The sequence below is a fragment of the Sphingomonas sp. FW306-05-A genome (genome assembly GCF_058782275.1).
On the sequence record NZ_JBYSXN010000001.1, the window covers coordinates 1,136,539 to 1,155,717 of the forward strand.

General features: G+C 66.1%; 19 protein-coding genes. 6 read left to right on the plus strand and 13 right to left on the minus strand.

Annotation, left to right across the window (positions count from 1 at the left end):
* The first annotated feature begins 69 nt into the window (after positions 1 to 69).
* Positions 70 to 1,077, plus strand: a complete 1,008-nt coding sequence (locus tag AC3WJR_RS05245) for an SGNH/GDSL hydrolase family protein (RefSeq protein WP_492722889.1) — start codon at positions 70 to 72, stop codon at positions 1,075 to 1,077.
* Positions 1,078 to 1,080: 3 nt separating this feature from the next.
* Here the strand turns inward: AC3WJR_RS05245 and AC3WJR_RS05250 are convergent, their stop codons facing one another.
* From AC3WJR_RS05250 to AC3WJR_RS05265, 4 genes are all read right to left on the minus strand, one after another.
* A complete protein-coding gene (locus AC3WJR_RS05250) occupies positions 1,081 to 1,737 on the minus strand; it encodes a hypothetical protein (protein ID WP_492722890.1) in 657 nt (218 codons plus the stop codon).
* Positions 1,737 to 3,902, minus strand: a complete 2,166-nt coding sequence (locus AC3WJR_RS05255; RefSeq protein ID WP_492722891.1) for an alkaline phosphatase family protein — start codon at positions 3,900 to 3,902, stop codon at positions 1,737 to 1,739. The genes AC3WJR_RS05250 and AC3WJR_RS05255 overlap by 1 nt, the downstream gene beginning before the upstream one ends.
* Before the next feature lie 247 nt (positions 3,903 to 4,149).
* Positions 4,150 to 4,854 (minus strand): response regulator transcription factor CtrA, encoded by a 705-nt coding sequence (ctrA, locus tag AC3WJR_RS05260; protein WP_354281618.1) that lies wholly within the window; start codon positions 4,852 to 4,854, stop codon positions 4,150 to 4,152.
* 136 nt (positions 4,855 to 4,990) lie between these two features.
* The gene (locus AC3WJR_RS05265; RefSeq protein WP_354281616.1) at positions 4,991 to 5,893 is read right to left on the minus strand and encodes a LysR family transcriptional regulator; all 903 of its coding nucleotides are present in this window, start codon (positions 5,891 to 5,893) and stop codon (positions 4,991 to 4,993) included.
* 134 nt (positions 5,894 to 6,027) lie between these two features.
* Here AC3WJR_RS05265 and AC3WJR_RS05270 point away from each other — a divergent pair, with 134 nt between their 5' ends.
* Together AC3WJR_RS05270 and wrbA are read left to right on the plus strand one after the other, a co-directional pair.
* The gene (locus AC3WJR_RS05270; protein WP_354281614.1) at positions 6,028 to 6,726 is read left to right on the plus strand and encodes a pirin family protein; all 699 of its coding nucleotides are present in this window, start codon (positions 6,028 to 6,030) and stop codon (positions 6,724 to 6,726) included.
* A 40-nt stretch (positions 6,727 to 6,766) separates the two neighbouring features.
* Positions 6,767 to 7,369, plus strand: a complete 603-nt coding sequence (gene wrbA, locus AC3WJR_RS05275) for an NAD(P)H:quinone oxidoreductase (RefSeq protein WP_354281613.1) — start codon at positions 6,767 to 6,769, stop codon at positions 7,367 to 7,369.
* 205 nt (positions 7,370 to 7,574) lie between these two features.
* On the opposite strand, the gene moaC is transcribed toward wrbA, so the two are convergent.
* Genes moaC through AC3WJR_RS05295 form a run of 4 tightly spaced genes read right to left on the minus strand, consistent with a single transcriptional unit; the run spans position 7,575 to position 10,397 of the window.
* On the minus strand, positions 7,575 to 8,042 hold the full coding sequence (gene moaC, locus AC3WJR_RS05280) for a cyclic pyranopterin monophosphate synthase MoaC (protein ID WP_492722894.1): 468 nt from the start codon (positions 8,040 to 8,042) through the stop codon (positions 7,575 to 7,577).
* Positions 8,039 to 8,824, minus strand: a complete 786-nt coding sequence (gene trpC, locus AC3WJR_RS05285; protein ID WP_492722896.1) for an indole-3-glycerol phosphate synthase TrpC — start codon at positions 8,822 to 8,824, stop codon at positions 8,039 to 8,041. Before trpC ends, moaC begins: the two co-directional genes overlap by 4 nt.
* The gene (gene trpD / locus AC3WJR_RS05290; RefSeq protein ID WP_492722898.1) at positions 8,821 to 9,816 is read right to left on the minus strand and encodes an anthranilate phosphoribosyltransferase; all 996 of its coding nucleotides are present in this window, start codon (positions 9,814 to 9,816) and stop codon (positions 8,821 to 8,823) included. Before trpD ends, trpC begins: the two co-directional genes overlap by 4 nt.
* Entirely contained in the window at positions 9,813 to 10,397 is a 585-nt protein-coding gene (locus AC3WJR_RS05295; RefSeq protein ID WP_492722900.1) for an anthranilate synthase component II, read from the minus strand. Before AC3WJR_RS05295 ends, trpD begins: the two co-directional genes overlap by 4 nt.
* 124 nt (positions 10,398 to 10,521) lie before the next feature.
* On the opposite strand from AC3WJR_RS05295, the gene AC3WJR_RS05300 reads away from it, so the two are divergent.
* On the plus strand, positions 10,522 to 10,965 hold the full coding sequence (locus AC3WJR_RS05300) for a hypothetical protein (RefSeq protein ID WP_354281604.1): 444 nt from the start codon (positions 10,522 to 10,524) through the stop codon (positions 10,963 to 10,965).
* A 49-nt stretch (positions 10,966 to 11,014) separates the two neighbouring features.
* On the opposite strand, the gene trpE is transcribed toward AC3WJR_RS05300, so the two are convergent.
* Together trpE and AC3WJR_RS05310 are read right to left on the minus strand one after the other, a co-directional pair.
* The gene (trpE, locus tag AC3WJR_RS05305; RefSeq protein WP_492722903.1) at positions 11,015 to 12,538 is read right to left on the minus strand and encodes an anthranilate synthase component I; all 1,524 of its coding nucleotides are present in this window, start codon (positions 12,536 to 12,538) and stop codon (positions 11,015 to 11,017) included.
* Positions 12,522 to 14,471 carry a peptidylprolyl isomerase gene (locus tag AC3WJR_RS05310; protein ID WP_492722905.1) on the minus strand — a complete coding sequence of 650 codons (1,950 nt, stop codon included), beginning with the start codon at positions 14,469 to 14,471 and terminating at the stop codon, positions 12,522 to 12,524. Before AC3WJR_RS05310 ends, trpE begins: the two co-directional genes overlap by 17 nt.
* Before the next feature lie 135 nt (positions 14,472 to 14,606).
* On the opposite strand from AC3WJR_RS05310, the gene tpiA reads away from it, so the two are divergent.
* Both tpiA and AC3WJR_RS05320 read left to right on the plus strand, forming a co-directional pair.
* Positions 14,607 to 15,344: a triose-phosphate isomerase gene (tpiA, locus tag AC3WJR_RS05315; RefSeq protein ID WP_354281599.1), complete on the plus strand. Its 738-nt coding sequence runs from the start codon at positions 14,607 to 14,609 to the stop codon at positions 15,342 to 15,344.
* Positions 15,345 to 15,360: 16 nt separating this feature from the next.
* Positions 15,361 to 15,996 carry a GNAT family N-acetyltransferase gene (locus tag AC3WJR_RS05320; protein ID WP_492722908.1) on the plus strand — a complete coding sequence of 212 codons (636 nt, stop codon included), beginning with the start codon at positions 15,361 to 15,363 and terminating at the stop codon, positions 15,994 to 15,996.
* Here the strand turns inward: AC3WJR_RS05320 and AC3WJR_RS05325 are convergent.
* The 3 genes from AC3WJR_RS05325 to AC3WJR_RS05335 are packed head-to-tail and all read right to left on the minus strand — an operon-like array spanning position 15,993 to position 19,167.
* Positions 15,993 to 16,415 carry a hypothetical protein gene (locus AC3WJR_RS05325; protein WP_492722910.1) on the minus strand — a complete coding sequence of 141 codons (423 nt, stop codon included), beginning with the start codon at positions 16,413 to 16,415 and terminating at the stop codon, positions 15,993 to 15,995. The genes AC3WJR_RS05320 and AC3WJR_RS05325 overlap by 4 nt on opposite strands.
* Positions 16,382 to 17,770, minus strand: a complete 1,389-nt coding sequence (locus AC3WJR_RS05330) for a leucyl aminopeptidase family protein (protein ID WP_492722912.1) — start codon at positions 17,768 to 17,770, stop codon at positions 16,382 to 16,384. The genes AC3WJR_RS05325 and AC3WJR_RS05330 overlap by 34 nt, the downstream gene beginning before the upstream one ends.
* Positions 17,767 to 19,167, minus strand: coding sequence for a serine hydrolase domain-containing protein (locus tag AC3WJR_RS05335; RefSeq protein ID WP_492722914.1), 1,401 nt, complete (start codon positions 19,165 to 19,167; stop codon positions 17,767 to 17,769). Before AC3WJR_RS05335 ends, AC3WJR_RS05330 begins: the two co-directional genes overlap by 4 nt.
* Positions 19,168 to 19,179 lie beyond the last annotated feature (12 nt).

The window sequence follows — 19,179 nt, forward strand, 5'->3', positions numbered from 1 at the left end:
CCCTGTGTTTCATCTTGGCACGCATACCGAACATGGTAAACGTGACGTACAGTATATGGGGGAGTTGCCATGATGATCGCAAAACGTGCCGTTGCGCTTGGGCTGACAATGGCGGCGCTGACCGCGCAGCCGGTCTCGGCGGCGACCTTCACCAGCCTCCTGGTGTTCGGCGACAGTCTGGTCGATACGGGGAACGCGCAGATCGGATCGCTCGCCGCCGGTTTGCCCGATCCTGCTCCGGCATCGGTCGGGTATTTCAACGGGCGCTTCTCCAACGGCGCGAACTTTGCGGACATCCTTTCCGCCGGTATCGGTGGAGGATTGTCGTCGCCCTATCTGCAAGGCGGCTCCAACTTCGGGGTCGGCGGCGCGCAGGCATATACGGCCGGCGGTGCCATTCCAGGGTTCGCCCAGCAACTTGCGATCTTCGGCAGCCTCAACCAGCCGATCTCAAGCTCAGCCCTGGTACTCGTCACGTTCGGCGGCAATGATGTTCGTGCGACATTGGGCAATACCGGAAACGCCGACTTCAGCGCGTCGATCTCGGCACTGAGCAATGGTCTGAGCGCGCTGATCTCCGCGGGCGCGCGCAATATCGTCGTGACGGGCGTCCCCGACATCGGCGACTTGCCGGGGTCGCGCAAAGTTGCCGACGCGTTGGGCAATCCCTCGATCCTCACGCTGGCTACGGAACGCTCGGCGGCACTGAGCAGCGCCTTTGAAACGACGAGCGCGACCGTGGCGCAAGCCACCGGCGCAAACGTGCAGTTCTTCGACTTGCTGGGCCTGGAAGCGTCGCTCACCGCCGATCCCACGGCGTTCGGGCTGCCATCGACGCTGATCCGCGATACGTCCTGTGTCGCTGCGGGCGCGGTGGCGGAGGGATGTTCGGGGTATCTTTACTTCGACGACCTGCACCCGACGACGCAGATCCACGCGGTCATCGCCAATCGGATCGCGATGCAGGCGGCGGTGCCCGAACCGGCAACCTGGACGATGCTGCTGTTGGGGTTCGCGCTGGTCGGCGGGGCAATGCGTCGCATGCCGCGGCTCCGGATTGCGCGAGCTGCTGCCTAGCGATCAGTCGGCTTCGATATCGCGGTTTGCATCGTTCCTGATGAAGCCGCGGTCATCGGCGACGAAGGTCGCGGCGGGAATTTTGCCCTGATCGATCGCTCGCACTCGCCACATTGGCGCGCCGCCAGCAGGGGCGATGAGCAGGGGCAGCCTTACCGCATTGTCCCAGCAAATGTGCGTCGTCCGGGGGCCTTCGACCAGATCGTACCAGCGACACGCCCGTCCGATCCGCGGCATCCCCGCAGGCGCAGCGCCAGACGCCACCAGGCGGTACGCACCCTTGGGATGGCGCAACCCGTGGCCAAGATCGTACCAGTCGGTGAACTGACCGATCCGGTACAGGTTGGTCCGGTCGATCACCGTGCTGATCCGGCGCTTCAGGTCGAGCACCTTGAGCGTGTAGCCGACCTCTCCCGGTTTCCGCGTGGCATATGTGGCAATCGCGCCATCCGTGACGCGCTTGATGCGGCGGTCGCCGTCGCGCCACACGTCCATCCGGTGGAGTGCGCCGTTGGAAACGTACAGCACCTGATAATGGAGCGACGCGGGCTCGCCCTTTGCCGCGAAGGTAGCGTCGAACGACCCCGCACGCGGGGGCGGGGCGGCCTGAGCCAGCGCCGGGATCAACACAAGCAGGGGAACGATGCGGGAAACGCACATCACTGGCGCGTCGCCTTCGCGTAATCGAAGTAGCGATAGGTCTTGCCGTCGATCGTGAGGTCCTTGACCTGCAACGTGATCGTATAGGTGCCGAGCGGCAGCGATGTGTCGCGGGTCCGTCCGGTCGGATCGAGCGGGGTCTCGAACGAGAGGCCGGTCGCGGGCGCGCTCGGCGAGATCGAGGAGGCTGCCACGGTCGGGGTCGCGCCGCTTGCGGGGGACAACAACGCTTCGTTGATGATGCGCCCGTCGGCCTGCGGCATCGCCAGCCGCAGCAGATAGGCGACGGTCGGCGCGACGTCGACGTTACCCGTCGGCGTCGTCACGGTCGCACCCTTGCGGAACGACGGACCCGACGCGATTAGTGTATTGCGCACGTCGACCGGACTGAAGCTGCCGTGCATCCCGCGCTGTCCGCCGACGCTGGAGAACTCTATTCCGGTCTTGCCGTGGACGACCGCCTGATCGTCCCAGTTGAACGACACGACGACATCGGGCTGGCCGTTGCCGCTGCGGTTGGCGTTCTCCAAATTGACCTGGTTCATCTGCAGCGTGCCGGGGATCGCGCCATAGCGGCTGTCGACGAAGACCGCGCCATATTCCTCGCGTTGCTGCAGGAAGGTGACGAGGTTGCGGATCGTCGTCAGGTCGTGGCTGGGGACATAGAAGTAATCCGATCCGCCGTTCGCTGCGACGACGATGCCGTTGGTCGGCAGGCTGCCGGGGGCAGGGACGCGGAACGTGCCCGTCGCGCTGATCGCCTGATATCGGGTGTTGGCCGCACCACAGACCGAGCCGGACGTATCGAGCCGCACCGGAACGGTGGGCGTGCCGGTCGCCGAGATGCCGTACATCGCGCTGGTCGAGCAGCCTGCACCGTCATACGCGCGGAAGCCGCGATAGGTCAGCAGATCGGCCGAACGGACGTCGCCCGAGAAGGAATATCCCGACGGATTGATCCCGCCGAGGCTCGCCGCGCTGGTGCCGCTGGTCGCGCCGTTGACCGTGGGACCGTTGGGCGCGGATGCCGACGGATTGATCGTCCGCAGCGGATACAGGTTGAGCGGGCCAGACACGCTGGAATGCGCGTGATCGGACACGACGACGATGTTGGTGGTGGTGTCGAGACCCTGCGCCTTGAGCGCCGCCATCAACTCACCGAGCCGCGCATCCTGCGACCGCAGACCCGCGTTCCCGTTCGCGCTGCCGGGGCCATAGCCATGCTCGACATTGTCGGGGGTGCGGAACCAGATCACCGACAGCATCGGCTTCTTCTGCGGCAGGATGTACGACGTGAAGACGTTGAGCATGTACTTGTTGGCGGCATCCTCGGGCGCGCCTTGCGTCTCGTCGCTCGAGTCGCGCGCGGCGATGGCGATCGAGCCGCCGGGATCATACGCGGTGGTGTCGAACGTGACGTAGCCTGCGCGGCCGGTCGGGTTGCCGTTGGTCCCGGCGAGCGTGACGGCTTCGCCGCCTGCGTAGGTGTTGACGACGTTCGCGGGCAGCGGGATGTTCGCCGTCTGCAGTTCGGTTGCGAGGCTGCGCGGCATGACCGTATTCTCGTCGAGGAACAGCCCGCCCTTGCCGAGATCCTGGATGAAGGCTGCCCCCGACTTGCCGATCGCCGCCGTGGTGAGCCCGGCGGCCTGTGCGGTCGCGAACAGGCTCTTCACCAGCAGCAGCTGACCCCCGTAATAGTCGTTCAGCGTCGAGAGGACCTGATAATCCTCGGTAAAGACGGGGTCGCTGTAGCTTTGCGTGGCGCCGGTGGCGGTCTTGCCGGCCGGGATGGTGTTGCCCGTGCCCTGCGGCGGCGTCCAGACGGTGTTGCCGAAGAAGCCCGACGTCTTCGGGAAAGACCCGGTCGCGAACGACGATCCGTTCATCATCGTGAACGTCGGATAGGTCGAGTGGTTGTCCTGGAAGTTGACGCCCCCCTGCTGCAACGCGAGCAGGTTGGGCGTATCGGTTGCATTCACGTCGTCGGGACGCAGCCCATCCCATACCATCACGATCGTGCGGACCGCACCCGCGGCTGGGGTCGGTGTCGGCGTAGGGGCAGGCGCGGGGGCCGGGGCGGGTGTAGCGTCGCTCTCACCGCCGCCACCGCAGCCCGACAGGACGAGACTGGTCGCACACAATGCGGCCCAAGCGGATTGCATCTTCATAGGATAGCCCCAAAAATTCCTGGTCGGCCGCAGTCGATGCGCGGCCGCCGATTTTTACATGCTAGGTTGCGGACATGATCAAAGCGGGACGTATGGTAAACGGAATGTCACGCAAACAGCTGTTTTCGCGTCATAAACCTGGCGGATAAGCAGACGTCTCAGGGGCGCGCGGGAAGTCGCTGCCGGAAGATGATGCGATCATCTTCCGGCCTGGCCGTCCCGTTGAAACTGAAAAGGTACGTTAAGCGACTTCGGCCGAGCTGATCATCTCATCGGGCTCGCGTAGTACGTAGCCACGGCCCCAGACGGTCTCGATGTAGTTTTCGCCTTCGCATGCCATGCTGAGCTTCTTGCGAAGCTTGCAGATGAACACGTCGATGATCTTGAGTTCGGGCTCGTCCATTCCACCATACAGGTGGTTGAGGAACATTTCCTTGGTCAGCGTGGTGCCCTTGCGCAGCGACAGCAGCTCGAGCATCGCATATTCCTTGCCCGTCAGATGCACGCGCGAACCGTCCACCTCGACCGTCTTGGCATCAAGGTTGACCGCAAGCTTGCCGGTCCGGATCACCGACTGGCTGTGACCCTTCGACCGCCGCACAACGGCATGGATCCGCGCCGTCAGTTCCTCGCGGTGGAACGGCTTGGTCACATAATCGTCCGCGCCGAACCCGAACGAGCGGACTTTCGAGTCCATCTCGTTGATGCCTGAGAGAATCAGCACCGGGGTCTGCACGCGTGCGACTCGCAGCCGCTTGAGCACGTCGTAGCCGTGCATGTCGGGCAAGTTGAGATCGAGCAGAATAATGTCGTAATCGTACAATTTGCCAAGATCGAGGCCTTCTTCGCCAAGATCGGTAGTGTAAATATTGAAGCCTTCGGTCGTCAGCATGAGCTCGATCGCCTTGGCGGTCGTCGGCTCGTCTTCGATCAGCAGCACACGCATCTTGCTGTTCCCCGTTCCAAGGCTTCGGTACCTCCCTTGGCCCGACCAACCTTCGCAGTAACTATTAACCTCAACATCAATGAAGGCAAAAGGTTAATTTGCAATTAATCCGGGGCATTACCCGATGCGTTTCGAGTCACGGCTGGACACAGATCTGTTTGAGCCGGTCGGTAAGGAAAGCGATCAATCCCTCCACCCGGGCAGGTCGCAGCGTGCCCGGGGGCGTCATCAGATGCAACGCGCCGGTATGCGGTGCCCAATCCGCCAGGATGATCTCGATTCGGCCCGCCTTGAGATCCTCCGCGACGATGAATTCGGGCAGCATCGCGATCCCGAGCCCGCGACGCAGCGCCGGAAGCATCGCTTCCCCACTGTTGGTCGCGAGCGGCCCGTTGAGCCGGACCGAGACTTCGGTGCCGTCGGCCCCGACGAACCGCCACGGCGCGGTGACGTTTGTATAGGCGAAGCAGCGGTGCTCACCGAGTTGCCCGGGATGCGTCGGGCGTCCATGCAGGGCGAGATAGGCAGGGGCGGCGACCACGTGCATCCGCATGTCCGCGAGCTTGCGCGAGCGCAGTGAACTGTCCGGCAATGTCGCGATTCGCAGCGCGATGTCGAACCCTTCCGCGACGATATCGACGCGCGCATCGGAGAGATGCAGGTCGATCTGGATCCCGGGATTGAGCACGAGAAAGTCCGCGATGACCGGCGCGATCGCGAGCAGGCCGAGCGACATCGGCGCGGCGACCCGGACAAGGCCGGTCGGAGCGTTCGCCGCGTCCAGCGCGGCTTCCTCCGCGGCATTGGCCTCGGCAAGGATCCGCGCGGCATGTTCCGCCAGGCCCTTGCCGTTCTCGGTCAGCGTCAGCCGTCGGGAGGTGCGATGGAATAGCGACTGGCCGAGATGCGCCTCCAGCCGGGTCACCGCCTTCGACACGGTCGCCTTGGAGACGCCGATCGCATCCGCGGCACCGCTGAAGGAACGGTGTTCCACCACGCTCGCGAAGATCGCCCATGCTTCAAGATCGGGCAGACGCATCGTGACCTACTCCCGCAATGACCCCGAAATCTGTAGCTGTGGAAACGATCGGTTTCCAGTGTTTCCATTTACGGCGTGATCGAAACGCCTATCTTGGTTGCAACGGAACACTGGGTTCCTCCCGGAGATGTAGCATGATCGAGAAACGGTCTTTTGAAAGCCTGGGGCACGCCAACCACGGTTGGCTCAATGCGCGCCATCACTTTTCCTTCGCGAACTATTACGAGCCCGCCCGGATGGGCTGGGGTGCGATCCGCGTGTGGAACGACGACGAGATCGCCGCCAACAGCGGCTTTCCCCCGCATCCGCACCGCGACATGGAAATCATCACCTATGTCCGCAAAGGCGCGATCACGCACAAGGACTCGCTTGGCAACGAAGGCCGCACGGGTGCGGGCGACGTTCAGGTGATGAGCGCGGGCACGGGCGTCCGGCATGCCGAATATAATCTCGAGAGCGAACAGACCACGATCTTCCAGATCTGGATCGAGCCGAGCCGTACCGGCGGGTCGCCCTCCTGGGGGGCTAAGCCTTTCCCCAAGGACGATCGTTCGGGCCAGTTCGTTACGCTGGCGAGCGGGTTCTCGGAAGACAAGGACGCGCTGCCGATCCGCGCCGAGGCACGCGTGCTTGCGGCGATGGTCCGCGCTGGCGAGACGATCACGCATGAAGTCCTGCCGGGGCGGCATGCCTATCTCGTTCCGGCGACCGGGGTGATCGAAATCGCTGGCGAGACGTTCAAGGCACGCGATGGCGCTGCGATGGACGGCGGCCAGACCGTGACGATCACCGCGATCGAGGACGCCGAACTGGTTCTCGTCGACTCTCAGTAAGCGTTCTCAAGTCTCTCAATTCAAACAGAAGGAAGCTATCATGGCTAAGGTTCTCGTGCTCTATTATTCGTCCTACGGTCATGTCGAGCAGATGGCCGATGCGGTTGCAGAGGGCGCGCGCTCGGCTGGTGCCGAAGTTGACATTCGCCGCGTCGCCGAAACCGCACCGCAGGACGTCGTTGAAGCCGCCCACTTCAAGACCGACACTGCGCACCCGCTGATCGAAGGCCCCGACGCGCTGGCCAATTACGACGCGATCATCGTCGGTGCGCCGACGCGCTATGGCCGGATGCCCGCGCAGATGGCCCAGTTCTGGGATACGACCGGCGGGCTGTGGTTCGGCGGCAAGCTGATCGGCAAGGTCGGCGGGGCTTTCACCTCGACCGCAAGCCAGCATGGCGGTCAGGAGACGACGTTGTTCTCGATCATCACCAACCTGCTGCACCACGGCATGACGATCGTCGGCCTGGACTATGGGTTCAAGGGGCAGATGGGCGTCGAGAAGGTGCTTGGTGGTACGCCGTATGGCGCGACGACGATCGCCGACGGCGACGGCAGCCGCCAGCCTGCGCAGGAAGAACTGGACGGTGCACGGTATCAGGGCAAGCGTATCGCGGAGACCGCGGCGAAGCTGTTCGGGTGAGAGCGACGGGGGGAGGCGGCTTAGGCTGCCTCTCCTTTCTTTTTGATTGCTAAGCTGCCCAACACTTCGCGCTTCCCCGGCGAAGGCCGGGGCCCAGTAGCGAAGCAGTAGAATGCTGGCTGCATCGCTCCGTTACGTCCACCTGCGCTACTGGGCCCCGGCCTTCGCCGGGGAAGCAATAGGGGGGATGAGGACCGTGCGCCGGCTAGCGCGCCCAGTCGCCCGACTTGCCACCCAGCTTCGTAAGCAACTGGATATCCCGGATCGTCATGCCCTTGTCGATCGCCTTGGCCATGTCGTAGATCGTCAGCAGCGCGACCGTTGCCGCGGTTAGTGCCTCCATCTCGACGCCGGTCTTGCCCTCGGTCGCGGCCGTCGCGGTCGCCACCACGCCTTCGTCGTCGACCACAAGATCGATCGCGACGCGCGTCAGCGGCAACGGGTGGCACAGCGGGATCAGGTCGCTCGTCTTCTTCGCCCCCATGATCCCCGCAACGCGCGCGACCGCAAGCACGTCGCCCTTGATCGCGCTGCCGTCACGGATCGCGCGGACCGCCTCGGGCACCATGTCGATCCGCCCGCGCGCAACGGCCTCGCGGCGAGTCGGCGTCTTGCCGCCGACGTCGACCATATGCGCCGCGCCGGCTTCGTCCAGATGCGTCAGGCCGCTCATCCGACGAGGCTCCGCGTCGCGGCCTCGACGTCGGGCTGGCGCATCAGCGCCTCGCCGATCAGGAAGCAGCGGATGTCATGTTCGGCCATCGCGTCGAGGTCGGCGCGTGTCGTCAGCCCGCTTTCCGCGACAAAAGTGCAATCCTTGGGAGCCTTCGAAACCAGTTCGTAGGTCCGGGCGAAATCCACCGTGAAGGTGCGCAGGTCGCGGTTATTGACCCCGATCAGGCGCGACTTGAGCTTCATCGCGCGCTCCATCTCGTCCTGCGTGTGCACTTCGACCAGCACGTCCATCCCGCACTCGATCGCGCTCGCCTCGATTTCGGCAAGGAGCGTGTCGTCGAGCGCCGCCATGATCAGCAGGATCGCATCCGCGCCGATCCCGCGCGACTCGGGCACTTGCCACGGGTCGACCATGAAGTCCTTGCGCAACACCGGCAGGTCGCACGCGCCGCGCGCCGCGAGCAGATAGGCGTCCGAACCCTGGAACCACGCTTCGTCGGTCAGCACCGACAGGCAGGTGGCACCCCCCGCTGCGTAAGCAGCGGCATGCGCCGGCGGATCGAAATCCTCGCGGATCAGGCCCTTGGAGGGGCTGGCCTTCTTGATTTCAGCGATCAGCGCGAAGCCCGTCTTTGCGCGCGCGTCGAGCGCCGCACGGAAACCGCGCGGTTTGGTCTGCGCGGCGATGCGCGCGTCGAGTTCGGCCATCGGGATCGTCGCTTTACGCGCGGCGACGTCGGCGCGCTTGGTTTCGAGGATGCGGTTGAGGATATCGGTCATGGGTAAGCGATCCAGCGATCAAGCAGGGCGTTTGCAGCGCCGGAATCCAGCGCTTCGGCAGCGATTTGTGCGCCTTCCGGTAAGGTTTGCACGGTTCCGGCGACGATCAGCGCGGCAGCGGCGTTGAGCAGCACCGCGTCGCGATATGCGCCGGTCTCACCGCCCAGCAGGCGGCGCAATGCAGCGGCGTTGTACGCGGGGTCTCCGCCGACGATCGCGCTGATCGGATGGCGCGGCAGTCCCGCATCCTCGGGGCTGATGCGATCGGGAACGCTGGCGCTGCCGATGCTGACGGCGAGCGTCGGGCCAGCGCAGGAAATCTCATCGAGCCCCTCGTCGCCTGAAACGACGATCGCGGCCTCGGTGCCCAGTTGTTCGAGCGCGGCGGCGTAGGTTGTGGCGTAGTCAGGACGTGCAATCCCGATCAACTGCCGCGTGACCCCCGCCGGATTGGCGAGCGGCCCCATCAGGTTGAAGATCGTACGGCGTCCGATCTTCTGCCGGATCGGGGTGATGCGACGCATTGCGGGGTGATGGTTGGCCGCGAACAGGAAGGCGATGCCGATCTCGTGCAGGCTCGCCTCGGCGTTCGCGCCCGCCCGGTCCATGTCGAGCCCGAGCACCTCCAGCGTATCGGCGGCGCCCGCCTTCGACGATGCCGCGCGATTGCCGTGCTTGGCGACGGGAACGCCAGTGCTTGCGACGACGAGCGACACCGCGGTCGACACGTTGAGCGTATGATGCCCGTCGCCGCCCGTGCCGCACACGTCGATCGCGCCGGCCGGAGCGGCAATCGGGATCAACCGATTGCGGAGCGCGCGCGCCGCCTCGGCGATCTCGATGCTGGTCTCGCCGCGTTCGGTCAGGCCGATAAGGAACGTGGCGATCGCCTCGTCGGGGACATGCCCGTCGAGCAGGTCGGCGAACGCCTGTGCCGCGGTTTCACGGCTGAGCGGGCTGGTCGGATCGGGAAGCAGGGCGAGCGTGCTCACGCGGGAGCCTTGGCGGTGATCCCGGCGTCGGCGAGGAAGTTGGCGAGCATCGCGTGGCCGTGCTCGGTCGCGATGCTTTCGGGATGGAACTGGACGCCGTGGATCGGCAGCGTGCGGTGGCGGACGCCCATGACCGAACCGTCATCGGCGTGCGCGTTGGCGAGGAGCGTGTCGGGCATGTCTTCGACAATCAGCGAATGGTAGCGCGTCGCGGTGAACGGCGAGGGGAGGCCAGCAAACACACCGCTGCCGTCATGCGTGACGGGGGAGGTCTTGCCGTGCATCAGGCCGCCGCGCACGACAGATCCGCCGAAATGCTGGCCGATCGCCTGATGCCCGAGACACACACCGAGCAACGGACGCCCCGAGTCCGCGCATGCCGCGACGAGGTCGAGCGACACGCCGGCTTCGGTCGGGGTCTTGGGACCGGGCGAGATGAGGAACCCTTGCGCGTTGCTGGCCATCGCCTCGGCAGCGGTCAGCGCGTCGTTGCGGACGACCTTCACTTCGGTCCCCAACTCCATCAGATAATGGACCAGGTTCCAGGTGAAGCTGTCGTAATTGTCGATGACGAGGATCATCCTCGCGCCGCTACCGTGTTTGGACATATACCACAACGTTTACGCAGCTAGGGACGTCGAACGTATGGTTCAGGGTGGATCAACCTCGCGCGCCACACGTTGATGAACCTTGGGAGAAATGAACATGTTGCGCACTTTTGCCTTGATCGGACTGCTGGCCGCCGCGCCAGTCGCAGGTCCTGCAGTCGCCCAGTCCTCGCCAGCGGCGGCGCAACAGCAGGCCGAGTCGGGGAAGCCGCCGCAGCGAATCCGCTCCGTCACCATTACCGGCAATCAGGCGTGTCCCAAGTCGAGCGATCCCGATGCCGAGATCGTCGTATGCGCACGCCAGGGCGAGCCGTATCGCATTCCGAAGGAATTGCGCGACGACAAGCCGATCGCGGCGCAGAACCAGAGTTGGGTCAATCGCACTGCGGTCGCCGATGATGCCGGTCGTCGCGCCGGTGGATTGCCAGATACGTGTTCGCCGGTCGGATCGGGCGGACAAACCGGCTGCGGGAAGCTTCGGGCCGAGCAGTTTGCAGCGGAACGTGCCGAAGCGCGTCGTCAGGCTGACATCATCCCGTGACCGGATTAGCCCTCCCTCGGCATTGGCCCGGGGAGGGCAAACCCTGAATTCACTGACCGTAATTGCTGTCCACGGCACGCGCGATCGCCTCGCGTGCAGCCGCAAGCAGGGCGCCCGCCTTGGCCTCACATTCGCGCTGTTCGTACGCTGCCTCGCTATCCGCGACGATGCCCGCCCCGGCCTGAACGTGCATCACCCCATCCTTCAACACCGCGGTCCGCAGCACGATGCACGAATCCATCGAACCATCGGGTGAAAAATAGCCGACGCCACCGGCATAGGCCCCGCGCACGGCATCCTCGAGTTCGGCGATGATTTCGCACGCGCGGACCTTGGGAGCCCCCGATACCGTGCCTGCGGGGAAACCCGCAAACAACGCATCGAGCGCGTCCTTGTCGGGGGCGAGTCGCCCGACCACGTTGGACACGATGTGCATCACGTGGCTGTAGAATTCGGTCGTGTAGCTGGCCGTCACGGTGACGCTCCCCGCCTCTGCCACGCGACCCACGTCGTTGCGGCCCAGATCCAGCAACATCAGATGCTCGGCGCGTTCCTTGGGGTCGGCGAGCAGGCTCGTGCGGTTGGCTTCGTCCTCGGCGGCGGTCTTGCCACGCGGACGGGTGCCCGCGATCGGGCGGATCGTCACTTCGCCGTCGCGGACGCGCACCAGGATTTCGGGCGAAGAACCGGTGAGCGTAAAGCCCGGCAGGTCGAGGTGGTACAGGAACGGCGACGGATTGATCCGGCGCAACGCACGATACAATTCGAACGGCGGCAGGGTGAAGGGCGCGGTGAACCGCTGCGCCAGCACGACCTGAAAGATATCGCCCGCGACGATATAGTCCTTCGCACGGGCGACCATCTCGGCATAGCGACCCGGCGCGAGCGTCGAAGTCAGCGCGATCTCGTCGGCGGCATCGGCGCGCACCGGGGCGGGGAGGGATGCCGTTGCCAACCGGGCCGCTACGGAATCGATCCGGTCGAGTCCGTCGGCAACGATCGCGTCCGGTTCCCGCGCCGCATCCGGCCAGACCGGGGACACGAGGAACAACGCATCCGCCAGCCGGTCGAAGATCAGGATCACGGTCGGACGCACGAAGATCATGTCCGGCAGGCTGAGCGCATCGTTCGTCGGGCGCGGGAGGCGCTCGACGAGGCCGATCGTCTCATAGCCGAAATAGCCGACGAGGCAGGCGAGCGCGCGCGGGAGCTCTGCCGGTACATCCATCCGGCATGACGCGACCAGCGTGCGCAACGCGTCCAGCGTCGGTTCTTCGCAGGGGGCGAACGTGTCGCGATCGTGCAGCCACCCGGCGTTGATCTCGGCCTGTGCCCCGTGCGCTCGAAAGACCAGATCGGGTGCTAGCCCGATCAGGCTGTGCCGCCCGCGCGTCTCGCCGCCCTCGACCGACTCCAGCAGGAAATCCCCGCGGCCGGGCTCGATCAGCTTGAGCGCGGCGGCGACGGGGGTTTCAGTGTCGGCGATCTGGCGTTGCCACAGCAGCGCCGGACGCCCCGCCGCGAGCGCGATCCGCGCCGCGGCGGCGCCTGCGCGATCAGGGCTGATCGGCACTGGCGAGACCCAGAAGTTCTGCCTTCAACGACGCAATCGCCTTCGCATTGCGCGTCGTGCCGATCGCATTCTGCACCGCCTTGCCGAACTGCGCGACATATTCGCGCCCGACAACGTTGCCGATGTCGCTTTGCGTTCCGGCGATGACCTTGGCGTTCCCTTGCGCGTTGCCCGGCGTGATGGTGTCGAGGTGGACGATGACCCAGCCCGACTTGTCGGGTGCCTCCAGCAGCTTGGTCGTCTTGGCAGGCATCGCGAACATCAACGCGAGCGGCGGCGGAACGCGCTGTGGGTTGCCGATCAGCGCCGCACGCGGGCCGGTGACAGGCTGCAACGGCGGCAGCTTGAGACCGGTTGCCGACAGCGCCTGCGGCAGCGCGGTGCCGCCGTTGGCAGCAGCAACGACCTTGGCGGCGACGTCATGGGCCGCACGCTGCGCCCGATCGAGCTGGAAGTCGCGGACGACGGTATCCCGGATCTGCGCGAGCGGACGCGGTGCCGCGGGCAGGACCTTGTCGAGCGTGACGAGCGCGAAGCTCCCGTCCTGACCCAGCGGTACGGTCTGCGGCTGATCGCCCGGCGATGCGGCAAACGCAGCGGCCAGGATCGGGGTGAGTGCAGGGTCCGGCTTGGCGGTCGGCGTGTCGAGGTTCTGGCCAGCTGCGGTCAGCGCCGGCGTGGTCTGCGCGGTCAGCTGGTTCTTGGTGACAAGACCCTCGAAGCTGGTCTTGCCCAACGCATCGTCGAACGCATTGCGCTTCTCGGTCAGCAACGCGGTGGTCTTCTGTGGCGCGAGCGAGGCCTTCAGTTCAGGCGTTGCTTCGGCAAGCGACTTGGCGGCCTGCGTGCGGACCGATGCTACCTTGGCAACAACGAAACCGAGTGGTGCGCGGAGCGGTCCGACGACGTCGCCGGTCTTGGCGGCAAATACCGCGTTGGCAATCTCTGGCGAGGACTGTCCGGCGAACGCCGCTTTCTGCGTGTCCTTGACCGTCGCGGGCTCGAGCCCGGCAGCGCGGGCAACCTGCTCGATCGACGCACCGCCCCGCACCTTGGCGGCCAGCGCATTGGCCGACGCCTGGTCACCGACGACGACCTGGACGATCGTGCGCAGCTCGGCGGCGGCGAACTTCTGTGCCTGTGCCTTGTAGGCAGCAGCAATTTCCGCGTCGCTCGGAGCGGCCTGTGCCGCAAGCGATGCTGGGCTGAGCGTAGCGTAGCGCACTACGCGGCGCTCGGGCAGGCGGTACTTGCCAAGGTTACGCGCATAATAGGTCGCGAGTTCGGCATCGGTCGGGGCTGCGCCCGTCGGCATCGCGGCGGCGGGGATGAAGCCGATCTGACCGCTGCGCTTTTCGAGCAACAGATTGGCATAGGGCGTGGCGAGGCCAGCCGGGACCTGTTTCGCCTGGATCGGCGACAGCAGCAATTGCCGCGTCAGCACCTGGTCGGTCGTCTGGAGGCGGACTTCCGCGTCGGTCATCCCGATCTGGCGGAGCACCTGCTCGTACTTTTCCTGGCTGAACTTGCCGTCGAGCCCGGCGAGGCCCGGCTGGCTCGCGATCAGGCCGTCGACCGCGCGCTTGCTGACGACCATGCCCTGCTTCTGCGCGAACTGGCGGAACGCGGTCGAATCGATCAGCCGCTCCAGCGTCGCCTCATATCCCCCGCCTGCCACGAATTGCTGCGTGTCGAGCGTCGGCTGCTGCTGGCGATAAGTGTCGACGTCCCGCGCGACCGCAGCGCGCAGTTCGCTGATCGTGATCGTCTTGTTGCCGACCTTGACCGCGACATCGGCGGCATTGACCGAAGCACCGGTCGCCGTTCCCGAATGATCAGAAAGCACGAACGCGAGTCCGAGCAGGCCAACGAAGCCGAGCGCAACCGCGCCACCAAGCGGGTGGCGGATCATTCGGCGGAAAAAACTCATCATGGTCGGGGGCGGCCGATCTGTCGTGGTAAGGGACGAAGAAGGGTTGCTTTACGGGCAGGTCGGGGCTGCATCAAGCTTGTGCAGCACGCCCGTGACGCTATCGCTGTCCGCAAGACAGAAACGGAGAGACGCGGGATGATGCGACGCAAGCTTGTGGCGGGCAATTGGAAGATGAACGGCAGTCGATCGGCGCTTGCCGAGCTGACGACGATCGCGGCTGCCGCGGATGCCGCGAGTGCGGTCGACGTGTCGATCGCCTTGCCCGCCACGCTGATTGCGCCGGCGGTGGCACTGGTGCCCGGGTTCGCGATCGGCGGGCAGGATGTTCATGCTGCCGAAAGCGGTGCGCATACCGGGTGCCTGTCGGCGTCGATGCTGGTCGAGGCAGGCGCGCGGTTCACGATCGTCGGCCACAGCGAACGCCGCACCGATCAGGGCGAAACCAGCCAGGACGCCTGGGCCAAGGCGAGCGCCGCGCATCGGCACGGGCTGAGCGTCATCCTGTGCGTTGGCGAAACCGATGCCGAGCGCGACGCCGGTCGCGCGGCGCGGGTCGTGCAGGCGCAGATCGAGAAGTCGGTGCCCGATCTGGCGAATGGCGACTGGCTGACGATCGCCTATGAGCCGCGCTGGGCGATCGGCACCGGGCGCACGCCGACGCTCGACGAGATCGCCGAAGTCCATTCGATTGCGCGCGCCAAGCTGCGGACGCTGGTCGGGGATGCGGCGGACGGGATCCGCATCATTTACGGCGGGTCGGTCACGGGGGCGAACGCCGCCGCGATCCTCGAGACCGAGGACGTCGATGGCGCACTGGTCGGTGGTGCCAGTTTGACCGCGGCGAAGTTCGTGCCGATCATCGAGGCGGCATGACCGGGCAGGGGCGGGGATGACGGCGGATCTCACGCCGCAGCGGCTGGAAGCGTGGCTGTCCGCGCGCTCGATCGCGCGTGGCGTCCCTGCGCCGGTTCGGGACCGCGGCGGTTGGCGCGTCGATACCGGGAGCGCGGCGGAACTGTGCCGCTATGTCTTTCTGGAGGCCGATGCGGCCTTCCGGGCTGCCGCCGACGCAATCGATTCGCCCCGCGTCTTCCTCAAGGCGTGCGCCCCGGCGGCGGACGTTCTCTCGATCGTGCCGCCTCGCTGGACGGTGCAGTCGGTCGCCTGGATGATGGTGCAGGACCCGCATTGCGATGATCCGGTGTCGCTCCCGCAGGGCTATACGCTGGACCTGACGACGCAGCGCGACGTGGCGTCCGCGGTGATCGCGGATGCCGCCGGGACCCTGGCGGCGAGCGGCTATGGGGCGATGGCTGGCGGGGTGTTCTGTTACGACCGGATCGTCACCCAGCCCGAACATCGCCGCCGCGGTCTCGGGCGTGCGATCATGAGCGTGCTGGGGCAACGTCAGGCGCCGGAGACGCTCCGGATGTTGGCGGCGACCGATGCCGGGCGGGCGCTGTACGAGACGATGGGGTGGCGCGTGGTTGCGCCTTACACCACGATCGAGATCATCCGCGCCTAGGCAGGCGGCGGGGCCAGGCCGATCAGCTTCATCACGACCGCCTGTATCACCATCGCCACCAGCCAGAACGCTGCATCGCGCGCGATCTGCCCGCCGCGCGCGCCGCGATAGCTTTGCGTGATCGCAACGACCGGCAGGACGAACCCCGCCCAGATCACGACCGCGCTGCCCACCGCCATGATCCACGGTGCCGCCTTGGGCGGCGCGAGGATCAGTGCGCCCGCGAGGATCGACGCGAACCAGAACAGCCCGAGCGTGGCGATCACCAGCGTCAGTACGTTCAACTGAGGTGCGCCCCGGTCGAACGTCGCGCGATACGCCGCGCCGAGCAGCAAGCCGATCGCGGTCGCCACGAGGATCGGGGCAACGTTGATCAGGATGTAGATCATGCCGGATACCGTGCCTTGAGCATCGCCCATGCGGCACGCAAGCCGAGCGCCTCGCCGCCCTTGGGACGCCCCGGCTTGGACGTCGGCCGCCACGCGAAGGTATCGAAATGCGCCCAGGGCGTATCGGCGGGGATGAACCGGCGCAGGAAGAGGGCGGCGGTCACCGACCCGGCGAACCCGCCGTCGGGCGCATTCACCATGTCGGCGATGTCCGAGGCGAGCATGTCGTCATACCCGTCCCACAATGGCAGCCGCCACAGTGGGTCGCCCGTCGCGGTCCCGGCCTCCAGCAGCGCCGCCGCCAGCGCATCGTCATTGGCGAAGGTTGCAGGAAGGTCCGGCCCCAGCGCGACGCGGGCGGCACCGGTGAGCGTCGCGAAATCGAGGATCAGCGTCGGCGCTTCCTCGCCAGCGCGCGTGATCGCGTCGGCGAGGACGAGGCGACCCTCGGCATCGGTGTTGGTGTTCTCAACCGTCACGCCCTTGCGCGTCGCGAGCACGTCGCCCGGGCGGAAGGCGTTGCCCGCGATGCTGTTCTCGACCGCCGGGATCAGCAGATGCAGCCGCACCGGCAGCCGCGCGCCCATGATCAGCCCGGCGAGCGACAGCGCATGCGCCGCGCCGCCCATGTCCTTCTTCATCAGGCGCATCCCCGACGACGGCTTGATATCGAGCCCGCCCGAATCGAAGCACACGCCCTTGCCGATCACCGCGATCCGCGGATGCGCCGGGTTGCCCCATTCGAGCTCGATCAGCCGTGGCTCGCGCCCCTTGGCCGCGGCCTGGCCGACCGCGTGGATCATCGGGTAGCCCGTCACGAGCGGCTCACCCTTGGTGACGGTCAGCGACGCATCGTGCGTCTTGGCGAGCGCGGCGGCTTCGGCCTCCAGGTCCGCGGGGCCGAGATCGGCGGCGGGGGTGTTGACGAGGTCGCGCACCTTGGCGACCGCGCGGGCGATGCGGATCGTTTCGTCGATCCGCGCGGGCTCGCCGGTCAGCAGGACGCTCGGGCCGATGGGCGCGGGGTCCTTGCGGTAGCGATCGAAACGATGCTGGGCGAGGCACCAGCCCAGCATCGCGGCACCCGGTTCGCCTTCGGCAAGGCGGTAGGTGCCCGCGGGCAGCTGCGCGCCGAGTGAGGCGATCCGCCACGGCGAAACGTGGCTTTCGTTGCACACGAGGAGCATCGCCCAGTCGTCGGCCGCGTCTCCCGGCAGGACCGCGCGGTTGCCCGGCTTGCCGGTCAGCCCGTGAGCGGCGACCGCGGCGCGGGTTCGCGTCGGCTGGGTGGAAAGCCAGCTATCCCATTGATCGGGATGGACAACATGGATCGTCCGGGCGCTTTGGCCGCGATCGGGTTGGAGACAGGTGGTGAAATCGATCATGGCTGGGTGGGGGTCACGAGCAATTGCTCGAGCTTTCCGTTGGGGCCGGGTTCGGCGTAGGTGCTGACCGACAGCGTCGTGCCGGGATAGGTGACACGGTAGGAGCGGTTGACGAAGCCGCCGCGCAATCGCGGCTTGCCGGTCTGGACGAAGGCGGTCGGGGTGCCGAGCGGCGCGAGGCTGGTGCGGTAATCGCCCAGCGTCGTCGGGGTGAAGTAGTAACTGGCGTCTTCGGTGAGTTGGCTGCGGTCGAGCGTGCCGTCGCGCAGCTGATCGAACGCAGTGCGGACCCGCGCCAGTGCGGCGGCATCCGCCGGATCGACCGTGTCAGGGCTCAGCACGATCCCGGCTAGCTTCTGCGCGATCGTCTGATAGGCATCGCTCGACCAGCTGTTGATGAGCACCACGATCGCGGCCTTCTGGTCCGGATAGACGATGTTCTCGGACAGGAAACCGACCGCTTCGCCGCTATGTTCGATCGTGCGGCGACCGTTGGCGGTCCCTGTGCTGACGCCCAGCCCGTAGCCGTTGCTGCTCCCGTCGGCGAGCTTGACCGGGGTTTCCTGCGTCGCCCAATCCTCCGGCGTCAGTACCGCGCGATCAAGCCGCGCCACGTCCCACGTCGCGAGCGCCCGCGCGCTCATCGCCAGTTCGCCCGCCGCATAGAGCCACCCGCGCGCCGGCGGTTGGACCGGCCGGACCGGACCGAGCGCTGCGCGACCATAGCCTTGCGGAAAGCCCGGGCCGACTGCGAGATCCTGATCGTAGACGGTGACGCCGAGCGGCTTGAAGATCCGGGCTTTCAGGAAATCGAGCAGCTTCTGCCCCGACACCTTCTCGACGATCATCCCGGCGACGACATAGCCGGTGTTGGAATATTGCCACTGCGTGCCGGGCTTGAAATCGAGCGGCTTCTTCGCCCAGCGATCGACGATCTGCTGCGGCGTGACCGGAGTCGCCATCGCCTTGAAGCTGTAATCCTGTGGCCAGTAATCGCGCAGGCCAGCGGTGTGGCTGAGCAACTGGCGGATCGTGATCGTGTCGCCGTCGGTGATGCCAGGGACATATTTGGAGACGTGATCGTCGAGGCTCAGCTTGCCCTCGCGTTGTAGCAGCAGGATCGCGGCGGCGGTGAACTGCTTGGAGACGGATGCGATCTGATAGGGGGCGTCGTCGCGGGTCGTTCCGGTTTCGGCCTGTTTGCCGTAAGCCTTGGTGTAGACGATCCGGCCACCGCGGACGATCGCGACCGAGGCCGAGGGCACCCCCGATTTGGCGAGCGCATCGGTGACGGTCTTGTCGACCTGGGCAGTTTCCGCCGACGTCAGCGATTGCGCCAACGCCGGGGCAGAGACGGACAGCAAACCTGCCGCCAGACTATAATGGAAGAGCTTCACGAAGGCACGGTC

Bases quoted from the DNA above. Each gene is read 5' to 3' on its own strand.
- AC3WJR_RS05245 (WP_492722889.1), top strand. From the start codon at position 70: ATGATGATCGCAAAACGTGCCGTTGCGCTTGGGCTGACAATGGCGGCG.
- AC3WJR_RS05250 (WP_492722890.1), bottom strand. From the start codon at position 1,737: ATGTGCGTTTCCCGCATCGTTCCCCTGCTTGTGTTGATCCCGGCGCTG.
- AC3WJR_RS05255 (WP_492722891.1), bottom strand. From the start codon at position 3,902: ATGCAATCCGCTTGGGCCGCATTGTGTGCGACCAGTCTCGTCCTGTCG.
- ctrA (WP_354281618.1), bottom strand. From the start codon at position 4,854: ATGCGTGTGCTGCTGATCGAAGACGAGCCGACGACCGCCAAGGCGATC.
- AC3WJR_RS05265 (WP_354281616.1), bottom strand. From the start codon at position 5,893: ATGCGTCTGCCCGATCTTGAAGCATGGGCGATCTTCGCGAGCGTGGTG.
- AC3WJR_RS05270 (WP_354281614.1), top strand. From the start codon at position 6,028: ATGATCGAGAAACGGTCTTTTGAAAGCCTGGGGCACGCCAACCACGGT.
- wrbA (WP_354281613.1), top strand. From the start codon at position 6,767: ATGGCTAAGGTTCTCGTGCTCTATTATTCGTCCTACGGTCATGTCGAG.
- moaC (WP_492722894.1), bottom strand. From the start codon at position 8,042: ATGAGCGGCCTGACGCATCTGGACGAAGCCGGCGCGGCGCATATGGTC.
- trpC (WP_492722896.1), bottom strand. From the start codon at position 8,824: ATGACCGATATCCTCAACCGCATCCTCGAAACCAAGCGCGCCGACGTC.
- AC3WJR_RS05295 (WP_492722900.1), bottom strand. From the start codon at position 10,397: ATGATCCTCGTCATCGACAATTACGACAGCTTCACCTGGAACCTGGTC.
- AC3WJR_RS05300 (WP_354281604.1), top strand. From the start codon at position 10,522: ATGTTGCGCACTTTTGCCTTGATCGGACTGCTGGCCGCCGCGCCAGTC.
- AC3WJR_RS05310 (WP_492722905.1), bottom strand. From the start codon at position 14,471: ATGATGAGTTTTTTCCGCCGAATGATCCGCCACCCGCTTGGTGGCGCG.
- tpiA (WP_354281599.1), top strand. From the start codon at position 14,607: ATGATGCGACGCAAGCTTGTGGCGGGCAATTGGAAGATGAACGGCAGT.
- AC3WJR_RS05320 (WP_492722908.1), top strand. From the start codon at position 15,361: ATGACGGCGGATCTCACGCCGCAGCGGCTGGAAGCGTGGCTGTCCGCG.
- AC3WJR_RS05325 (WP_492722910.1), bottom strand. From the start codon at position 16,415: ATGGGCGATGCTCAAGGCACGGTATCCGGCATGATCTACATCCTGATC.
- AC3WJR_RS05330 (WP_492722912.1), bottom strand. From the start codon at position 17,770: ATGATCGATTTCACCACCTGTCTCCAACCCGATCGCGGCCAAAGCGCC.